Consider the following 17536-nt stretch of genomic DNA (forward strand, 5'->3'; position numbering starts at 1 on the left):
AACTGAGGCACACTTCAGTACGTCAACAGCCGTGAAGCGGAGAGATCATGACGCCGACCACCACCGCGCGAGAGTCGCTGTTCGCGACCCCGCGCGCACAGCAAGAGGCCCACGCCGCAGCGGAACTGATCGCCGAAGCAGACGGCCAGGTCACGCTAGACGGCGTTGAGCTGGGCGGCGAGATCCGCGAACTATTACGCCAGATCCTCGCGATCGTCGCCGAAGGCGGAACGGTGACCGTCGGCGCGATGCCGGAGATCATCACCACCACGGTGGCGGCGGAACTGCTCGGAATCTCCAGGACCACGCTGATGAAACACGTCCGCGCCGGCGACCTGCCAAGCACCCGAACCGGCAGTCACACAAAGCTCCGCCGCGACGACGTCCTCGCCTTCCGCCGGGAACGACTGCGCAAGCAACGAGACGCGTTGAACGAGTTGCTCGCGATCGAAGACCGGCTCGGCATCGAATAGTCAGAATCGAACAGGAGGTGCCACGCTGGGGAACTTCCGTCCTCGTATCGTGGTGCGATGCCCACTCGCGTGCTTCCCGATGCCAACGTCCTGCACGCCAGAACGCTCCGAGACTGACTGCTTCTGCTGAAGGACACGGGAAACGCAAGCATGTTCCACATCTTCTACACCGAAGACATTCTTGCCGAGGCCATCCAGAGCATCCGGCGGCGCAATCCCGATCTCACTGGAACCGAGATCACCAAGATCCGCGACGCGATAGTCGGGACGATGGACGGCCGCATCGACGACTACCCGTCCGGACAGGACGCCGTCGTGCTGACTGACCCGTTCGACCGGCACATCCACGCAGCCGCGATCGCCGGATCGATGGATTGCGTCGTCAGTCTCGACCACGGGTTCACCGACCTGCCGACGACAGTACGGGACACGCTCGATTACGAGATCTACACCCCGGACGAATTCTTCCTCCTCATTGACGATTCGTCGCCGAGGCTCGTGCGCGCCACGCTGCGCAGGCAAATCCAGCACTTCTCCGGGCATGGTCGCATGCATCTGGACTTCGCTGGAGCCTTGGCTAAATCCGGCTGTCCCGCCTTCGCTGAGCGAATCACCGAGCGCTGTCGCGAGATCGCGTTCGACCAGTAGCCGCGACCTACCCCGCGAAAACCTCCGCCGGAAAGCGCGTCTCCCGGTCCTCCTGAAGCCGCCCATAGAAGTCATTCATCTCCACCGCCACCGAAGCATGCCGAGCCACCACCTCAGCGATCGGTGAAGGCAACGCCAACTCCCCAGCAGCCGCCCGGCGCACCGCAGCCAGGCGGCTCTCGCGGTCCCAAGTCCCGCACAGCTCAGTCACCAGCCAGTTCACCAAATACATCGACCCATAAGCCCGGTCATGCTCCGCATTCAGCTCGGCGAACGCCAACTCCGCCTCAGCCAGATCGAACCGGTGCGCGAACGCTAGGCCGAAATCGGTCAGCACAAACCGATCGCCGTCGGTCAGGAAGTTCTCGAAGTGGTTGTCGAAGTGCAAGACACCCTGCGCGCGAAGGAACGAGAGCGTATCCCCGACCTGCGTCTCAACGCGTCCAGCCTGCGACAAGTTCTCTGGCAGCCACCGGTGCACATTGGCCGGAAAATACTCGCAGAACAAAACAACGCTCGACGACGAATCCCGAAGCTCCGTGAGCCGTCGGCGGACCGCAGCAGAACCGCCCCAGTACTCGACATCCTCTTCCAACGGACGGTCCGGCACACGCCCCGACGAGACCGGCAGCACTCGCCAGTGGTGCAGCAACGGGAAGTTCTCGCACTGACCACTAAGGACCCAGCCGTTCGCCATCACGTGCAGCGCCAGCTCCCGCCAAGCCGAGCCCTCCGGCGAACCAAGGCCGTAATGGCAAAAGACAGGCAGGCCATACAGATTGGCGGTGGAATGCGGGTGCTGCCGCTCCAGCGAAGTAAGCGGCACCCGCTTCGCGAACACCGGCACCCCGTCGACGTCCAGCCGGGCGCCGGTGCCGCCGATTCCTTGAGACAAGACCTCGGCGGACTCCAGCCGCTCGGTGAGCTGGCGGTCGCTCAGCAGCGAAAGCGCGGTGCTCGCCGCAGCGTGCCGCGAGATTCTCGAAGAAGACCCCATAACCACGACAATAGAGAAAAGGGCGGCTCCCGAACTGGGAGCCGCCCTTTTTCTCTAGCTACTTCATTCGTTCTCGGACTCGCCGTTTTCCGCGGCGCCGATGCTCACCGGCGGGGCGTCGGGCACCGAGGACGGACGCTTCTCACCGCGGAAGGTGAAGTGCGCCTCGTCGTCGCGGTCCTCCGGGTTGCCGCTCCAGCCCTCGACGTCGACCACGATGATCTGACCCGCTTCGACCTCGCCGAAGAGGATCTTCTCCGACAGCTGGTCCTCGATCTCGCGCTGGATCGTGCGACGCAGCGGACGGGCGCCGAGCACCGGGTCGAAGCCGCGCTTGGCCAGCAGCGCCTTCGCCTTTTCGGTCAGCTCGATCTCCATGTCCTTGGCCTTGAGCTGCGTCTCGACCCGGCCGATCATCAGGTCCACCATCTGGATGATCTGTTCCTGGTTGAGCTGGTGGAAGACGATGATGTCGTCGATCCGGTTCAGGAACTCCGGGCGGAAATGCTTCTTCATTTCCTCGTTGACCTTCTGCTTCATCTTCTCGTAGCGGTCGGTCGCGCCCGACCCGGAGGAGAAGCCGAGGCTCACGGACTTCGAGATGTCCGAGGTGCCCAGGTTCGAGGTGAAGATCAGCACGGTGTTCTTGAAGTCGACCGTACGGCCCTGGCCGTCGGTGAGGCGGCCGTCTTCGAGCACCTGCAGGAGGGTGTTGTAGATCTCCTGGTGCGCCTTCTCGATCTCGTCGAAAAGAACCACCGAGAACGGCTTGCGCCGCACCTTCTCGGTCAGCTGCCCGCCCTCTTCGTAGCCGACGTAGCCCGGAGGGGCGCCGAAGAGCCGCGAAGCGGTGTAGCGGTCGTGGAACTCGCCCATGTCGATCTGGATGAGCGCGTCGTCCTCGCCGAACAGGAAGGCCGCCAGCGCCTTCGACAGCTCGGTCTTACCGACACCGGACGGGCCGGCGAAGATGAACGAACCGGACGGGCGCTTCGGGTCCTTCAGACCCGCACGCGTACGGCGGATCGCCTGGGAGACGGCCTTGACCGCGTCCTCCTGGCCGATGATGCGCTTGTGGAGCTCGTCCTCCATGCGCAGCAGCCGGGTGGTCTCCTCCTCGGTGAGCTTGAACACCGGGATGCCGGTCCAGTTGGCCAGCACCTCCGCGATCTGCTCGTCGTCCACCTCGGCGACGACGTCGAGGTCGCCGTCCTTCCACTGCTTCTCGCGCTCGCCCTTCTGGCCGAGGAGCTGCTTCTCCTCGTCGCGAAGGCGCGCGGCCCGCTCGAAGTCCTGCGCGTCGATCGCGGACTCCTTGTCCCGGCGGACGTCGGCGATCTTCTCGTCGAACTCGCGCAGGTCCGGCGGCGCGGTCATCCGGCGGATGCGCATCCGGGCCCCGGCCTCGTCGATCAGGTCGATCGCCTTGTCCGGCAGGAACCGGTCGTTGATGTAGCGGTCGGCCAGCGTGGCGGCCGCGACCAGCGCCGAGTCGGTGATCGAGACGCGGTGGTGCGCCTCGTACCGGTCGCGGAGGCCCTTCAGGATCTCGATCGTGTGCTCGAGCGACGGCTCGCCCACCTGGATCGGCTGGAAGCGGCGCTCCAGCGCGGCGTCCTTCTCGATGTACTTGCGGTACTCCTCGAGCGTGGTCGCGCCGATCGTCTGCAGTTCGCCGCGGGCCAGCATCGGCTTCAGGATCGACGCCGCGTCGATCGCGCCCTCGGCCGCGCCCGCGCCGACGAGCGTGTGCAGCTCGTCGATGAACAGGATGATGTCGCCGCGGGTCTTGATCTCCTTGAGCACCTTCTTCAGGCGCTCTTCGAAGTCACCGCGGTAGCGCGAACCGGCGACCAGCGAGCCAAGGTCCAGCGTGTAGAGCTGCTTGTCCTTGAGCGTCTCGGGCACCTCGCCCTTGACGATGCTCTGCGCCAGCCCCTCGACGACGGCGGTCTTGCCGACGCCCGGCTCGCCGATGAGCACCGGGTTGTTCTTGGTCCGGCGGGACAGCACCTGCATGACCCGCTCGATCTCCTTGCCGCGCCCGATGACCGGGTCGAGCTTGCCCTCGCGGGCGAGCACGGTCATGTTGCGGCCGAACTGGTCGAGCACCAGCGAGGAGGACGGCGTGCCCTCGCCGCGGCCGGAGCCGCTCTCGGTGGACTTCTCGCCGGTCTGGTAGCCCGACAGGAGCTGCAGCACCTGCTGGCGGACCCGGTTGAGGTCCGCGCCCAGCTTCACGAGCACCTGGGCGGCGACGCCCTCGCCCTCGCGGATCAGGCCGAGCAGGATGTGCTCGGTGCCGATGTAGTTGTGGCCGAGCTGCAGCGCTTCGCGCAGCGACAGCTCCAGCACCTTCTTCGCCCGCGGCGTGAACGGGATGTGCCCGCTCGGCGCCTGCTGACCCTGGCCGATGATCTCCTCGACCTGCTGGCGCACGCCCTCGAGGGCGATGCCCAGCGACTCCAGCGCCTTGGCGGCGACACCCTCACCCTCGTGGATCAGACCCAGGAGGATGTGCTCGGTGCCGATGTAGTTGTGGTTGAGCATCCGGGCCTCTTCTTGGGCCAGGACGACCACCCGCCTCGCGCGGTCGGTGAACCTCTCAAACATGCGCACTCCCTCGACTGCTGCGTCGGCGGCCCGTAACCTCCGTGGATCGCGTCCACGGCGGACAGCACCGTGAGACCACTCTAGTAGCCAAGCGGTCGCGGTTGCGTACCACTACGGCTTCCGGCGGCCCGTTCGCACCCGGACGGCGACCCGGTCGGTCACCGCTGTTCATCCGGTTGCGCTGCACCTTTACTCCCTCTCGAACGTACGGGACCGGATCAGGATTCCGCCCCGGGCCCCCTGTCCGCTCAGCGCGAACACCCCTGCGCGTCCGGGTGGTCTCACCCAGTGGCCACCCGATTGGCGCAATCCCGTTCCGCATATAAGGTTAGGCACGCCTAATCAAGAACAGGACGGGGGTCGACCGGGTGAATCCGCAGCGCTCGCGCGACGGTGCCCGCGAGATCGGCGACGGGCTCGCGTCCTCCCTGCTGCGCGCCGGCACCCGGCACGACCTGCGCCGCGACGTCCCCGAGGGCTGGCTTCGCTGCGCTGACCTCCTGGAACAGCCCGCGCTGTTCGTCGAGTGGCGGTCCCGGTTGACCGACTGGCTCCTTGACCAGCACGGCGCGGCACCGGCGCGGACAGCGGCCAGCTACGTGATGTCTTGGTACCTGTACGTCCCCGCGTACGTGGGCGCGTTGCTGCTGCACCACGAGCGTCGGGTGCCGTCGCTGAAGCCGGAGCAGCTCGCATTCGGCCTAGGCCCTGATCGGCCGCACCCCGAGGGCATGGCCGTGCTCAGCGACGCCTTCTACTGCCTGCCGACAGACCCGGGCAGCGTCCGCCCCGAGGCCACCGTCGTGCGCGACGAACGCGCGCTGGCCGCGGTGCTGCGCGCGCAGTTCGTCGGCCACGCTGCCCGCTTCGTCCGCGCCTACGCCCCGGGCACCCGGCTCGGCCGCCGCATGCTCTGGGCAGCCGCCACAGACGCCTTGGACGGCGCGCTGTGGCGGGTCGGCAAACAAGGCGGGACAGCCGAGGCCGAAGGTGCTGGCGTCGCGGACGCCGCACTGGTGCTCGACGCGCAGTACAGCCCGCTGACCTCGGCGTCCACCTTGCGGATGACGATCAACGACGACGGGCGCCGGGTTTGGGAGCGACGTCGGGAGAGCTGCTGCTTCTCCTATCTCCTGCCCGGCGAAGCGGAGTGCGAAAGCTGTCCGCGCGTCTGCCGCCGATGACCTCCATCGAGTGAAATATCAGGCGTACGGGTCGCGACCCGTCGCGCCCAGCGCCCGATGCAGCGCCGGCGCGGTTTCCGGTACCGCGACTTCCGGACCGAAGACACCGCCCTTACGGGCCTCTTCGCCCATCCCCGCCGCGAACGCGAGAACCACTTCGGCGGCTTCGTCCGAACAGTTCAGCTCGGTGCCGCTCGCCCGCGTGAGATCCCAGGCGTGCACGACGAATTCGCCGAGCACCATGTCTCCGACGACCGAGGCGGGCAGGTCGGATCCGCCGAAGGTGACGGTTCCGGTCCACGCTTCCGGCGGAGTGAGCGCGGCGACCACGTCGTCGGTCAATGCTTCGAGCGCCTTCGGCCAGTCGTCGCCGACGAGCGAGGCCTCGGCTTCGCTCGGCGCGGGCGGTTCGTACGGCTCGTGCCGAATGGCGGCGGCGAGCCACGGGCCCCAGTAGAGAAGGTGGTTGAGAAGACCGCGAACGTCGTATTCCGCGCATGCGGTGGGCGCGCTCAGCGACGGGGCGGCAGCAGCGACGCGCCGCAGTTCCGCGGCGGCCGGGGCGAGCAGTCCGGAGTGATTCGACATGCACCGGAGCCAACCACGCTGGCGCGGCGGCCGTCTTGAAATTACGCGACGCACTAGCGTTTCAGCCATGCGGCGGATCCCGAGCGGCATCCTGAACGAGCGGACGGCTCGCACCAAGTTCACTCTCGCCCGGCATCCGCCCGCCCCGGAACTGCGCGATTTCGTAGAACACCACTGGATACTGCGCTGGGACCTGACCGAGCCCCACGATCAGCACGTGCTACCGAATCTGTCGGTGCACGTGACGTTCTTCCCCGGCGCGTGCGGGGTTTACGGTCCGGCGCACCAGCTTTTCACGCATCGGCTCAGCGGACGCGTGCACGGGATCGGGGCCCGGATCCGGCCCGGCTGTTTTCGACCGTTCCTCGACGCCCCGGTGCGCACGCTCGCCGATCGCGCGGAGGACGTGACCACGATCTTCGGGCGCGCCGCCGCGGTCGCTGAAAAATCCGTCCGGAATGCGGAGACCGACGCGGAAATGATCACTGCAATCGACAACTTGCTGATCGCACGGCGTCGCCCCATTCCCCGGGCGACCCGGGTGGCCGCCGAGGCGGTGGAAACAATCGCCGCGGATCCGGAGATCACCAGGGTCGCGGAACTGGCGGCGGCACTCGGGCTGTCGATCCGGGCAGTACAGCGGTTGTTCGCCGAGCACGTCGGAACAACGCCGAAGTGGGCGATCCGGATTTACCGCCTCAACGAAGCCGCCCGGTTGCTCGCCGCACCGGACGCTCCGGATTACGCGGATCTGGCGACTCGGCTGGGCTATAGCGACCAACCTCACTTCATCCGCGATTTCCGCGCAGTGACCGGAGCCCCTCCCGCGGAGTACTCCCGTTCCGCCCGCCGGCTCATGTCGGGCACGCCGGACGGCGCAAAGCCGGGAAACTAATACCGAACGCCAAACGGCCGCCGGGAATGTTCCCGACGGCCGTTTGGCGTGCAGTGTGCGAAGACCCCCGTCTCCGCTGCGGTGCGTTCTCCCGCCTTCGCTAACCGGAGGACCGCATCCGCGAGTTCCGGAAATGCCCGGTCAGTTCTTCTTGTGGTAAGCCTCGACGACCTCCGACGGGATGCGCCCGCGGTCGGAAACCTGGAAACCGTTCTTGCGGGCCCACGCGCGAATCGCCTGGTTCTGCTCGCGGTCGACCGCGGCCGGGCGGGCCGGGGACTTGCCGCCCGCGACCGGACGCAGCGGCGCGCGCTTGCGGCCGCCCGCGCGGCGCGCGTGCTCGACATACTGCGCGAGCGCGTCCCGCAGTTCCTCGGCGTTTTCGCCCGACAGGTCGATCTGGTAGCTCACACCGTCCAAACCGAACTCAACGGTCTCTTCCGCCTCACTGCCGTCGAGGTCGTCGACCAGAGAGACAAGCACCTTCTGTGCCATCTGATTCCTCCTGCGGGGCTTACCCGAATGATCTGGCTACCTGATCTGGTTTCGGGGCAAGCCCCGAGCTACAGAAGTCTTTGACACCCATATTAATACCCGCTTGCCCGGCCGTAGGCAAATCCGCATTGAGGAAATCTCGACCGGTGCGGCGAACGGCGTCCTATTCAGGCCGTACGAGCGGGAAGAGGATCGTCTCCCGGATACCGAGCCCGGTCAGTGCCATGAGCAGCCGGTCGATCCCCATTCCGACCCCGCCGCTCGGCGGCATTCCGTACTCGAGCGCACGGAGGAAATCCTCGTCGAGACGCATCGCCTCGCTATCCCCGGCGGCGCCGAGCCGCGCCTGTTCGGTGAGCCGCTGCCGTTCCACCACCGGATCCACCAGCTCGGAGTATCCGGTCGCGAGTTCGAAACCGCGCACGTACAGGTCCCACTTCTCGGCCACGCCCGCGCGGCTGCGGTGCTGGCGCGTGAGCGGAGAGGTCTCGAGCGGGAAATCCCGGACAAATGTCGGCGCGTGCAGTCCGTCGCCGACGAGATGTTCCCACAGTTCTTCGACGAGTTTGCCGTGCGCTAGCTTGGGATCCACCTCGATCTCGCGCGCCGCGGCGATCTTGTGCAGTGCTTCGGCGGGAGTATCCGGCGTCACTTCCTCGCCGAGCGCTTCCGAGAGCGACTCGTACATGCCGAGTGTCGTCCATTCGCCGGAAAGGTCGTACTCGGTTCCGTCGGCGAGAGTGACGACCTGGGTGCCGAGCACGTTCTCCGCGGCCTCCTGGATGAGTTCGCGGGTCATCACGGCATTCGTGTCGTAAGTGGCGTACGCCTCGTAGTACTCGAGCATCGCGAACTCCGGCGAGTGCGAGGAGTCGCTGCCCTCGTTGCGGAAGTTCCGGTTGATCTCGAAAACCTTCTCGATCCCGCCGACCACACACCGCTTGAGGTACAGCTCCGGCGCGATGCGCAGGAACAGCTCGAGGTCGAAGGCATTGGAATGGGTGACGAACGGCCGGGCCGCGGCCCCGCCGTGCAGCGTCTGCAGCATCGGCGTCTCGACCTCGGTGAATCCCCGGCGGTGGAACGACTCCCGCAGCGAACGCATCACGCCGGAGCGGGTGCGCACCACGTCGCGCGCCTTCGGCCGCATAATCAGATCGACATAACGCTGCCGGATTCGCGTTTCCTCGGCCAGCTCCTTGAACGCCACCGGCAACGGGCGCAGCGACTTCGCCGCGATCTGCCAGCTGTCGGCCAGCACGGAAAGCTCTCCGCGCTTCGAGGTGATCACCTCGCCGTGCACGAATACGTGGTCACCGAGATCGACATCGGACTTCCACGAGGCGAGGGACTCGGGCCCGACCTGCGCGAGACTCAGCATCGCCTGCAGTTCTGTGCCGTCGCCCTCACGAAGAGTGGCGAAACACAGTTTGCCCGTATTGCGGAGAAACATGACGCGACCGGTGACGCCGACCGACTGACCGGTGCTGGTGTCGGCTTCGAGACCGGAATGTTCGGCACGGATCTGCGCGAGACTGTGCGTCCGCGGAACCTCTACCGGGTAAGGATCGGCGCCCTCCGCGATTATCCGGTCGCGCTTGTCCCGGCGCACCCGCATCTGTTCGGGCAGGTCGTCATCGGGCAGTGCGTCGGACGCGGGGAATTCGGTCATGGCCATAGCGTACGAAGCCGCTGGTGAACCGCGTCAACCGGATTCCCCTTCCGGGGCACTCACGGTATTAGGGTGGTTACTCGTGAGCGATCCCGGCACTGATGCGGAACTGCGTGCCCGGCGGGCTTCGTCGTTCGGCGACCAGGCGGGCGCCTATGCCCGGCACCGGCCGGACTATCCCCGAGCCGCACTCGAATGGGGTATGTCCGGAGCAAACCGACCGGTACGCGACGTGCTGGACCTCGCGGCGGGCACCGGAAAACTCACCGAGGGGCTGGTCGATCTCGGCCGCGCGGTGACCGCGGTGGAACCCGATCCGGGCATGCTCGCCGAACTGTCCCGGCGGCTGCCGGACGTTCCCGCGCTGCTCGGCAAGGCCGAGGACATCCCGCTGCCGGACGAATCGGTGGACGCGGTGTTCGTCGGCCAGGCCCTGCACTGGTTCGATTTGGCCCCGGCGTTCGCGCAGATCCGCCGGGTGCTGCGGCCGGGAGGGGCCGTGGTGGCGCTGTGGAATCACGACGACGAATCAGTGCCGTGGGTGCTCGAATTCGCCCGGCTCATCCGCACCGGCATCAGCCGCTGGCTCGCCGACGAGGAGCAAACGCTGCGCGCGGACGGCTTCGACCCGTTCGAACAGGACCGGTTCGCCCATACGCACCGGCGCTCGATCGATTCGCTGCTGGCGACCGTGTCCACGCATTCGCATCTGCTGATCGCCTCCGCGCGGGACCGCGACCAGCGGCTCGCGCGAGCCAGGACGTATCTGGAATCTGTTCCGGAGGCTGGAACGGGCGAATTCGACTATCCGCTGGTCACCACGGTGGTCCGGGCTCGCCGGAGCTGAACGGCGACCGAAATCACCACTGGGGAACGTCCGGTTGGTGCTAATTTCGGAAGTGGCGGTGCTCCCGCCCCGGACGAGCGCGTCGTACCCGGTGACGACAAGACGGCGCAGTGAACGCATCCGTCACTGCGAAAGGTTCTCGATCATGGCCTGGCTCGTTCTTGTCGTTTCCGGATTTCTCGAAACCGTGTGGGCCGCGGCGCTCGGCGCCTCGAAAGGCTTCAGCAGGCTCTGGCCGAGCGTGCTGTTCGGCGGCGCGCTGCTGCTCAGCATGTCCGGCCTCGCGTATTCATTGCGCGAAATTCCGCTCGGCACCGGATACGCGGTGTGGGTCGGCATCGGCGCGGTGGGGACCGCGGGGTACGGGATCGTCGCGATGAACGATCCGCTCACCGTCGGCCGGATCACCTGCCTCGTGCTGATTGTCGCCGGGGTCGTCGGGCTGAAACTGTTCCACTGATCTTCACCCGAGCGCGATCTCCAGCCCGCGCAGCCGCTCCGGCGCGGAAATCACGTCGATCCCGGCAATCAGGTCGCCGTCGAAAACGAACTTCAGGACCACGGCCAGCCGGCCGCGCGGGGCGAGCACCAGGCCGGGACCGCCGTCGACCAACGCGACCTGCGTGCTGCGCGCGACTTCCGAAGCGAGCAGCGCGCCCTTGCTGACCGCTCGGACACCGCGCAGCACCATCGGTGCCGCGCCGGTGTCCGAGTGCAGCACGACGTCTGGGTCGAGCACTTTCAACAGTCCCGCGAAGTCTCCCTCGCGAGCAGCGGCCAGATACGCCTCGACAGCCCCGCGCCGCTTGCTCGCGTCGGCTGGCCCGGCTTCTCCGCCACGCACCCGGCGACGAGCCCGGCTGGCCAGTTGCCGGACCGCCGCCGGGCTGCGGTCGAGGATCTGCGCGATGTCCTCGAACGGCACGGCGAACATGTCGTGCAGCACGAACGCGATCCGCTCGGCCGGGCCGAGGACGTCGAGCACTACCAGCATCGCCAGGCCGACGGAATCGGCCAGCTGGGCTTCTTCGGCGAGGTCCGCGCCGTCGTCCCCGCGGTCGAGCGGGAACGCGTCCAGCGAGTCCTCCCGGCGGCGTTCGCGCGTGCGCAACAGGTTCAGGCAGACCCGCGCGACCACTGTGGTGAGCCAGGCGGGCAGATTCTGCACTTCGGAAATGTCCGCGCTGTCGACGCGCAGCCAGGCCTCCTGCACCGCGTCGTCGGCCTCGCTGAGCGAGCCGAGCATCCGGTAAGCGACCCCACGGAGCCGTGGACGCTGCTCCTCGAATTGAGCCGCAAGCAGGTTCTTTCCGTCCAACTGTCACCCCGCCCCACCGCCACCCTCAACGGAGCGGCCGGGGCCGCGCTGTCACATTCCTGTCTTCGCCGGGTTCATCCCAGTAGGACACCCCCAGTGCCCGACCAGCGGCACTTTACCCGGAAGGAATTGTCATGACGACGATCTTGGTCACCGGCGGCACCGGAACCCTCGGCAAGCTGGTCGTTCCCGCGCTCGGCGACGCGAAGGTGCGCGTCCTCAGCCGGAACGCCAACGGCCCCGACCGGTTCGCCTGCGACCTGATGACCGGCGAGGGCCTGGCCCCCGCGGTCGACGGCGCGGACGTGGTCGTGCACCTGGCAGGCGGTCCGAAGGGCGACGACGTGGCGACGGCGAATCTCGTCCGCGCCGCCGAACGCGCCGGAGTCGGCCACCTGGTTTTCATTTCGGTGATCGCCGCCGACGCGGTGCCGCTTGGTTATTTCCGTCGCAAGCACGAGGCCGAAAAACTCGTCGCCGCGGCGGACGTGCCGTCGACCGTCCTGCGCGCGGCCCAGTTCCACGGGTTCTGTCTCAATGCCGTGCAGGCGGCGGCGAAACTGCCGATCGTGCCGGTGCCCGCGATCAATTTCCAGCCGGTCGACCCCCGGGAAGTAGCCGAGCGGATCGCGCGGCTGGCGCTCGGCGACCCGGCCGGGCGAGTGCGGGATCTGGCTGGGCCCAAGGTGTACGGCATGGGCGAACTGGTCGACAAGTATTTGCAGGTTCGCGGGCGGCGGCGGGTGAAAATGCCGATGCGGATTCCCGGTGCGGCCGGAAAGGTCTATCGCGCGGACGGCAACCTCAACCTCGACGCGGACACCGGCACCCGCACTTTCGAGGATTACCTCGCCGAGCAGTTCGGCTAACGCATATTCCGTTCGAAGACCAGCCGCAGGCCGAGCAGCGTCAGGTCCGGCACGTGCTCCTTGATCGTCTCGGATTCGCCCAGCACCAACGGGGCGAGCCCGCCGGTGGCGATCACCGTGACCGGATCCGAGCTGTCGTGGCGCAATTCCCGCACGATCCGCCGGACAAGCCCGTCGACCTGGCCGGCGAAGCCGTACAGAATGCCGGACTGCAGGCATTCCACGGTGTTCTTGCCGATCACCGAACGCGGCGGGACCAGTTCCACCTTCCGCAGCGCCGCCGCGCGGGCGGCGAGCGCGTCCACCGAGATCTCGATGCCCGGGGCGAACGCCCCGCCGAGGAATTCGCCCCGGGCCGAGATCGCGTCGACATTGGTAGACGTGCCGAAATCGACCACCACGCACGCGGTGGCGTGCAAATGGTGCGCGGCGAGGGTGTTCACCAGCCGGTCCGCGCCGACTTCCTTCGGGTTGTCCACCAGCAGCGCGACCCCGGTGCGCACGCCGGGCTCGACCACGATCTTCGGCACCCGCGCGTAATAGCGGCCGAGCATCACCCGCAATTCCCGCAGCACCGCGGGAACCGTGGACAGCGCGCTGATCCCGGTGACCGCGTCGGCGTGCGGGCCGAGCAGGCCGCGCACGGTGAGCGCGAGTTCGTCCGCGGTCATCCGCGCGTCGGTGCGCATCCGCCAGTCACCGACCAGCTCGGCACCGTCGTAGAGACCGAGCACGATGTTGGTGTTGCCGACGTCGACAGTGAGCAGCAACGAGGTCTTCCTTACTGCGGCTCGCTTTCGCCGCGGCGGACAGGTCAGTTTTCGGCGTGCAGCAACGCGTCGAGACGGCGCGCGTCCGCGGTTTCGGCCACCGGGAAGGTCATCGCGTCCTCTTCGGGCAGCGTGACCGTGCCGCTCAGCAGACCCGATCCGTCCGGCGCGTGCGCCGGGTCGTCCCCGCGCTCGACGATCCGGTTGTAATCGTCCACAAAGATCACTCGCGGCCGGTAGGCGCGCGACTCGGCGTCGTCCATCTGCCCGTAGGCGATCAGGATCACCAGGTCGCCCGGGTGCACCAGATGCGCGGCGGCTCCGTTGATGCCGAGCACGCCGCTGCCGCGCTCGCCGGTGATGACGTAGGTCTCCAGCCGCGCGCCGTTCGTGACGTCCACAATGGACACCTGCTCGCCCTCGAGCAGATCGGCGGCCTCCATCAGGTCCTCGTCGACCGTGACCGAACCCACGTAGTGCAGGTCGGCCTGGGTCACCGTGGCCCGGTGGATCTTCGATTTCAGCATCGTGCGATACATCGTGGACTCTCCCTATTCCCCTGCGTCCGGATCCCCGCTCGGATGTTCCACGGCTTTTCCGAGCAGCACTCCCGCGTTGTCGATCAGCCGGGTACTCCCCACCCGGGCGGCGACCAGCAACCGCGCCTCCCCGTCGACGGGCGCCGGCCCCAGATCGGTTCCCCTCAATTCCAGGTAATCCACTTCCACCTGGGGGCGGGCCGCGAGCGTCTTCCGCGCCATGTCCAGCACGGCGTCGGCTCCGTCCCGCCCGACGAACGCGCCGGCCGTCAGCGCGGCCGACAGCACCACAGCGTCTTCCCTTTGCTCCGGCGTCAGGTAGACGTTGCGCGAGGACAGCGCGAGGCCGTCCCGCTCCCGGACCGTCGGCACCCCGATGACGCGGGTGCCGATGTTCAGGTCCTCCACCATCCGCTTGATCAGCACCAGCTGCTGGTAGTCCTTCTCCCCGAAGAACGCGTAATCCGGGCGCAGCAGGTTGAACAGCTTCGCGACGACCGTCAGCACCCCGGCGAAATGCCCGGGCCGGGCGGCCCCCTCAAGCTCGTCGCCGAGCGGGCCGGGGTTCAGGGTGACCGCCGCGTTGTCCGCGTACAGGTCCGAAGCCTTCGGCGTGAAAGCCAGCTCGACGCCTGCCTCGGCCAAGGTCGCCAAGTCGGCTTCGAGCGGACGCGGGTAAGCCTCGAAGTCCTCGCCCTCGCCGAACTGCAACGGGTTCACGAAGATCGACGCGGCGACAACGGTGTTCGGCAGCCGCTTCGCACGGCGCAGCAGTTCGCGGTGGCCCGCGTGCAGCGCACCCATGGTGGGCACGAGCGCGATCTTCCGGCCGAGGCTGCGCAGACCCCAGCTCACCTTGCTGATGTGCTCGGGCGGCTGGAACGTGTTGAGCGTTCCGCGCTGGAATTTCGGTGTCGTCACGGGGTCTGTCCTTCAGCGGGGTCGGCGAGAAGATCGGTCAGTTCGCCCGCGGCCGCGGGATCGAGCAGGCCGGCGGCGCGGGACCGTTCGGCCGTGCGCCGGGCCAGCGCCCGGTAGGCCGGGGCGATCTGCGGCGCCCGGTCCGTGAGCACGTCGAGGTGCTTGCGGACGGTGCCGAGATCACCACGCGGGACCGGTCCGGTGAGGGCGCGGTCCCCGTGGCGAAGGACATTGTCCAATGCCGCCGAAAGCAGCGGTGCGACGAGTCGTTCCGGATACCCGATTCCGGCGTCGCGCAGGGTTTCGGTGCAGTCGGCGACCAGCGTCATCAGGTGATTCGCACCGTGCGCCAGTGCCGCGTGGTACAGCGCCCGCGCGGATTCGGGGATCCGCACCGGCTCGGCGCCCATCTCGACGGCGAGCGCCTCCCCGACGTTCCACGCGGCGTCGTCGTCCGGTGCCGCGGTGACGCCGATGCTTGCCGCGACAAGACGTTCGAGGTCTTCCTCGCGGCCGGTGAAGGTGAGCACCGGGTGCAGCGCGAGCGGCAGCGCACCGGCTTCCGCGGCCGGGGCCAGCACGTCGATGCCGTGCGCGCCCGAGGTGTGCACCACGATCTGCCCGGCGCGTACCGAATTCGTAGCGACCAGACCACGGACGGTGCCGGCGAGCGCGTCGTCCGGCAACGCGAGCAGGACGAGATCGGCTCTCCGCACGACCTCGTCGGGCGGCAGCAACGGGACATCGGGCAGCAGCCGTTCCGCGCGGTTCAGCGAAGCGGCGGACAGCCCCGACGCGGCGACGACGGTGTGGCCCGCCCTGGCCAATGCCGCACCGAGGACACTGCCCACCCGGCCGGCGGAAACGACGCCCACGGCAAGGCGGGCCGGGCGGTTCATGGCGTGCGCCTGTGGACGCTCATGGCTCGAAACTCCTCATGTTCGTTCCAGTCCCGCTCTTTCGTCGCGGGTACCAGACGACGGCGCGAGAGTAGCCCCGCCCCGGCCGGATCGCGGTGCCCGGGTGACCAGCTTCACCCGGGGCGGCCAATCGCGCCCATACCTTATTGGCAGTCGGCCTCGCACGGTTGTCGTGAGCTCGAATCCCCCGGTGGAACGCCACTTTTGCCACGGTCGAGCTACCCCGGACGGGGAATGTTCACCGACTGTCGCGATTGTTCGCCAATCGCACGGCATCCGCCCGGGCGTCCCGCAGTGCCTGCAACAACTCTTCCTGCCGCCGCCGGTCCTGCTCGGTGCGCAACCGGGTCCGCCGAAGGAATGCGAGCTCCGTCACGCTCGCCTGATACCGCCCGACGGCCCGCGCCGCCGCCCGCCCGGATTGCTTCCGCGCCTGCTTACGCCATTCCCGCCGCCCGGACAGACTGGCGAGCAAGTCGATCTCCGACGGAGCGATCCACCGCGCGGCCGCCATCTTCGGCAACGCGGCGGCCACGATCCGCTGTTCTCTCCGCCGCTGCACCACGATCACGTAGATCGCGGCGATCAGCAGCGGCAAAATCACCAGGAAATACAGGGTGAGGAAGGACTTTCCGCCGTTCAGCGTAGCCGCGGCGTTCCAGAGCGCGTGCAGGAAGACGCCAGCGAGGTACCCGGCCAGCGGCGCGAGAATCCGGATCCACCGCTGCGAGTACCGCGCGGCGATGCCGAACCCGATGCCGGTCATAGCGGTGAACAGCGGATGCGTGAACGGCGAAAGCACGCCGCGCACGAGGAAAGCGGCCAGCACCCCGGAACTGGTGCCGTTGCCGAAGCCGTGGTCAGCGAAGGCGCGGCCGAAGTAATAGATGTTCTCGGTGAAGGCAAACCCAGCGGCCGCGAAGCCCGCGTAGACGACACCGTCGACGATCCCGTCGAATTCCTCGTTCCGCCGCCAGAAGATCAACAGGACAAAGACGCCCTTCGCGGCCTCCTCGACCAGCGGAGCGGAGACAAGCGCGCTGACCTTGCTGCCATTGCCACCACCGAGAAGCAGGTCGCCGAACGCCTCCGCCCCGGTATTGATCAGCAACGCGGTGACCGTGGCAATGCAAGCGCCCCAAGCAAAAGTGATCAAGAGCAACTTCGCCGGCTCAGGCTCCCAGCGATCAACCCAGAGCAACCCGGCGACCACCACGCCGACCGGCAGCAACGCGGCGACAACGCCAATCGCGACGGCCAGCCACCCCACCCGCGCGGTCGCGAGCCCGAAAAGAAAAAGCCCGCACAACGCCACGACGATCAACCCGAGCACCGGAAGGAGCACGGTGATGTGCCGCGAACGAGATGACGTGGACGCAGAACCCGGCGGCGTGGCGGAAAGGGTGCCGTTCACGAGCGGTCACCATACGCAGGCCGCACCGGGGATGCTGGTTGGACATACAGGGTTCAGCCCTCCGCGCGACTCACCTGTGACCCTCGTCCCTTGTCCCGCGCCAGTCCGTGCGGCCACCCTTCACAGACCACCCGACCAACCGGCACCCGCAACCACAACGCAACCACGCACCCAGCCACGCGCACCGACCCCAAACCGCACCAACCCACCAAACACCCAAGCCCACCGCTAAACCGCAACCAGCGCACCCAACTCACCAGTGCACCCACACCGCCCCCGCACCCCGATACGAAGCCAAAAACGCGGCGCGGGGGGGGTTTTTTAGAGACCCTTCTCCCCCCTTCTCACAACCCCCACCCCCCGCTCCCACCCC

Annotated in this window: 17 protein-coding genes, 1 pseudogene and 1 riboswitch; of the genes and pseudogenes, 7 read left to right on the forward strand and 11 right to left on the reverse strand. The window is 67.6% G+C overall.

Annotated features, from left to right (window positions below; genetic code table 11):
* Window positions 1–47: 47 nt before the first annotated feature.
* Both ACZ7SW_RS23395 and ACZ7SW_RS23400 read left to right on the forward strand, forming a co-directional pair.
* Window positions 48–473 (forward strand): helix-turn-helix domain-containing protein, encoded by a 426-nt coding sequence (locus ACZ7SW_RS23395; protein ID WP_470232527.1) that lies wholly within the window; start codon window positions 48–50, stop codon window positions 471–473.
* 150 nt (window positions 474–623) lie between these two features.
* Window positions 624–1121: a PIN domain-containing protein gene (locus ACZ7SW_RS23400; protein ID WP_470232528.1), complete on the forward strand. Its 498-nt coding sequence runs from the start codon at window positions 624–626 to the stop codon at window positions 1119–1121.
* A gap of 7 nt (window positions 1122–1128) precedes the next feature.
* Here ACZ7SW_RS23400 and ACZ7SW_RS23405 read toward each other — a convergent pair whose 3' ends face one another.
* Together ACZ7SW_RS23405 and ACZ7SW_RS23410 are read right to left on the reverse strand one after the other, a co-directional pair.
* Window positions 1129–2118 carry a BUD32 family EKC/KEOPS complex subunit gene (locus ACZ7SW_RS23405; protein ID WP_470232529.1) on the reverse strand — a complete coding sequence of 330 codons (990 nt, stop codon included), beginning with the start codon at window positions 2116–2118 and terminating at the stop codon, window positions 1129–1131.
* A gap of 63 nt (window positions 2119–2181) precedes the next feature.
* Window positions 2182–4731: an ATP-dependent Clp protease ATP-binding subunit gene (locus ACZ7SW_RS23410; protein WP_470232530.1), complete on the reverse strand. Its 2550-nt coding sequence runs from the start codon at window positions 4729–4731 to the stop codon at window positions 2182–2184.
* Between the two features lie 368 nt (window positions 4732–5099).
* On the opposite strand from ACZ7SW_RS23410, the gene ACZ7SW_RS23415 reads away from it, so the two are divergent.
* The gene (locus ACZ7SW_RS23415; protein WP_470232531.1) at window positions 5100–5915 is read left to right on the forward strand and encodes a (2Fe-2S)-binding protein; all 816 of its coding nucleotides are present in this window, start codon (window positions 5100–5102) and stop codon (window positions 5913–5915) included.
* Between the two features lie 18 nt (window positions 5916–5933).
* On the opposite strand, the gene ACZ7SW_RS23420 is transcribed toward ACZ7SW_RS23415, so the two are convergent.
* On the reverse strand, window positions 5934–6503 hold the full coding sequence (locus ACZ7SW_RS23420; RefSeq protein WP_470232532.1) for a TIGR03086 family metal-binding protein: 570 nt from the start codon (window positions 6501–6503) through the stop codon (window positions 5934–5936).
* Between the two features lie 67 nt (window positions 6504–6570).
* Here ACZ7SW_RS23420 and ACZ7SW_RS23425 point away from each other — a divergent pair, with 67 nt between their 5' ends.
* Window positions 6571–7398, forward strand: coding sequence for a DUF6597 domain-containing transcriptional factor (locus ACZ7SW_RS23425; RefSeq protein WP_470232533.1), 828 nt, complete (start codon window positions 6571–6573; stop codon window positions 7396–7398).
* Window positions 7399–7539: 141 nt separating this feature from the next.
* Here the strand turns inward: ACZ7SW_RS23425 and ACZ7SW_RS23430 are convergent, their stop codons facing one another.
* Together ACZ7SW_RS23430 and lysS are read right to left on the reverse strand one after the other, a co-directional pair.
* Window positions 7540–7893 (reverse strand): histone-like nucleoid-structuring protein Lsr2, encoded by a 354-nt coding sequence (locus tag ACZ7SW_RS23430; protein ID WP_009084272.1) that lies wholly within the window; start codon window positions 7891–7893, stop codon window positions 7540–7542.
* Between the two features lie 163 nt (window positions 7894–8056).
* Window positions 8057–9565: a lysine--tRNA ligase gene (gene lysS / locus ACZ7SW_RS23435; protein ID WP_470232534.1), complete on the reverse strand. Its 1509-nt coding sequence runs from the start codon at window positions 9563–9565 to the stop codon at window positions 8057–8059.
* Between the two features lie 82 nt (window positions 9566–9647).
* Between lysS and ACZ7SW_RS23440 the strand changes: the two genes are divergently transcribed.
* On the forward strand, window positions 9648–10412 hold the full coding sequence (locus ACZ7SW_RS23440) for a class I SAM-dependent methyltransferase (protein WP_470232535.1): 765 nt from the start codon (window positions 9648–9650) through the stop codon (window positions 10410–10412).
* A gap of 49 nt (window positions 10413–10461) precedes the next feature.
* A riboswitch (guanidine-III (ykkC-III) riboswitch) is annotated at window positions 10462–10524 on the forward strand.
* A 33-nt stretch (window positions 10525–10557) separates the two neighbouring features.
* Window positions 10558–10872 carry a DMT family transporter gene (locus tag ACZ7SW_RS23445; RefSeq protein WP_116200239.1) on the forward strand — a complete coding sequence of 105 codons (315 nt, stop codon included), beginning with the start codon at window positions 10558–10560 and terminating at the stop codon, window positions 10870–10872.
* A gap of 3 nt (window positions 10873–10875) precedes the next feature.
* On the opposite strand, the gene ACZ7SW_RS23450 is transcribed toward ACZ7SW_RS23445, so the two are convergent.
* Window positions 10876–11730: a sigma-70 family RNA polymerase sigma factor gene (locus ACZ7SW_RS23450; RefSeq protein ID WP_470232536.1), complete on the reverse strand. Its 855-nt coding sequence runs from the start codon at window positions 11728–11730 to the stop codon at window positions 10876–10878.
* A 134-nt stretch (window positions 11731–11864) separates the two neighbouring features.
* Here ACZ7SW_RS23450 and ACZ7SW_RS23455 point away from each other — a divergent pair, with 134 nt between their 5' ends.
* Window positions 11865–12599, forward strand: coding sequence for an SDR family oxidoreductase (locus tag ACZ7SW_RS23455; RefSeq protein ID WP_470232537.1), 735 nt, complete (start codon window positions 11865–11867; stop codon window positions 12597–12599).
* Here ACZ7SW_RS23455 and ACZ7SW_RS23460 read toward each other — a convergent pair.
* From ACZ7SW_RS23460 to ACZ7SW_RS23480, 5 genes and pseudogenes are all read right to left on the reverse strand, one after another.
* Window positions 12596–13369 (reverse strand): type III pantothenate kinase, encoded by a 774-nt coding sequence (locus ACZ7SW_RS23460; RefSeq protein WP_470232538.1) that lies wholly within the window; start codon window positions 13367–13369, stop codon window positions 12596–12598. The two genes, ACZ7SW_RS23455 and ACZ7SW_RS23460, sit on opposite strands and share 4 nt — an antisense overlap.
* 44 nt (window positions 13370–13413) lie before the next feature.
* Entirely contained in the window at window positions 13414–13908 is a 495-nt protein-coding gene (panD, locus tag ACZ7SW_RS23465; protein WP_470232539.1) for an aspartate 1-decarboxylase, read from the reverse strand.
* Window positions 13909–13920: 12 nt separating this feature from the next.
* A complete protein-coding gene (panC, locus tag ACZ7SW_RS23470) occupies window positions 13921–14829 on the reverse strand; it encodes a pantoate--beta-alanine ligase (protein WP_470232540.1) in 909 nt (302 codons plus the stop codon).
* Window positions 14826–15734, reverse strand: a pseudogene (locus ACZ7SW_RS23475) (Rossmann-like and DUF2520 domain-containing protein); the annotation flags it as partial. The gene panC and the pseudogene ACZ7SW_RS23475, both read right to left, overlap by 4 nt.
* A gap of 253 nt (window positions 15735–15987) precedes the next feature.
* Window positions 15988–17094: a PrsW family intramembrane metalloprotease gene (locus ACZ7SW_RS23480; protein WP_470232617.1), complete on the reverse strand. Its 1107-nt coding sequence runs from the start codon at window positions 17092–17094 to the stop codon at window positions 15988–15990.
* Between the last annotated feature and the right edge of the window lie 442 nt (window positions 17095–17536).

Source organism: Amycolatopsis sp. NPDC114484 (assembly GCF_055633755.1).

Bases quoted from the DNA above. Each gene is read 5' to 3' on its own strand.
- ACZ7SW_RS23410 (WP_470232530.1), bottom strand. From the start codon at position 4,731: ATGTTTGAGAGGTTCACCGACCGCGCGAGGCGGGTGGTCGTCCTGGCC.
- ACZ7SW_RS23405 (WP_470232529.1), bottom strand. From the start codon at position 2,118: ATGGGGTCTTCTTCGAGAATCTCGCGGCACGCTGCGGCGAGCACCGCG.
- ACZ7SW_RS23430 (WP_009084272.1), bottom strand. From the start codon at position 7,893: ATGGCACAGAAGGTGCTTGTCTCTCTGGTCGACGACCTCGACGGCAGT.
- panD (WP_470232539.1), bottom strand. From the start codon at position 13,908: ATGTATCGCACGATGCTGAAATCGAAGATCCACCGGGCCACGGTGACC.
- ACZ7SW_RS23425 (WP_470232533.1), top strand. From the start codon at position 6,571: ATGCGGCGGATCCCGAGCGGCATCCTGAACGAGCGGACGGCTCGCACC.
- ACZ7SW_RS23400 (WP_470232528.1), top strand. From the start codon at position 624: ATGTTCCACATCTTCTACACCGAAGACATTCTTGCCGAGGCCATCCAG.
- lysS (WP_470232534.1), bottom strand. From the start codon at position 9,565: ATGACCGAATTCCCCGCGTCCGACGCACTGCCCGATGACGACCTGCCC.
- ACZ7SW_RS23420 (WP_470232532.1), bottom strand. From the start codon at position 6,503: ATGTCGAATCACTCCGGACTGCTCGCCCCGGCCGCCGCGGAACTGCGG.
- ACZ7SW_RS23455 (WP_470232537.1), top strand. From the start codon at position 11,865: ATGACGACGATCTTGGTCACCGGCGGCACCGGAACCCTCGGCAAGCTG.
- ACZ7SW_RS23445 (WP_116200239.1), top strand. From the start codon at position 10,558: ATGGCCTGGCTCGTTCTTGTCGTTTCCGGATTTCTCGAAACCGTGTGG.
- ACZ7SW_RS23395 (WP_470232527.1), top strand. From the start codon at position 48: ATGACGCCGACCACCACCGCGCGAGAGTCGCTGTTCGCGACCCCGCGC.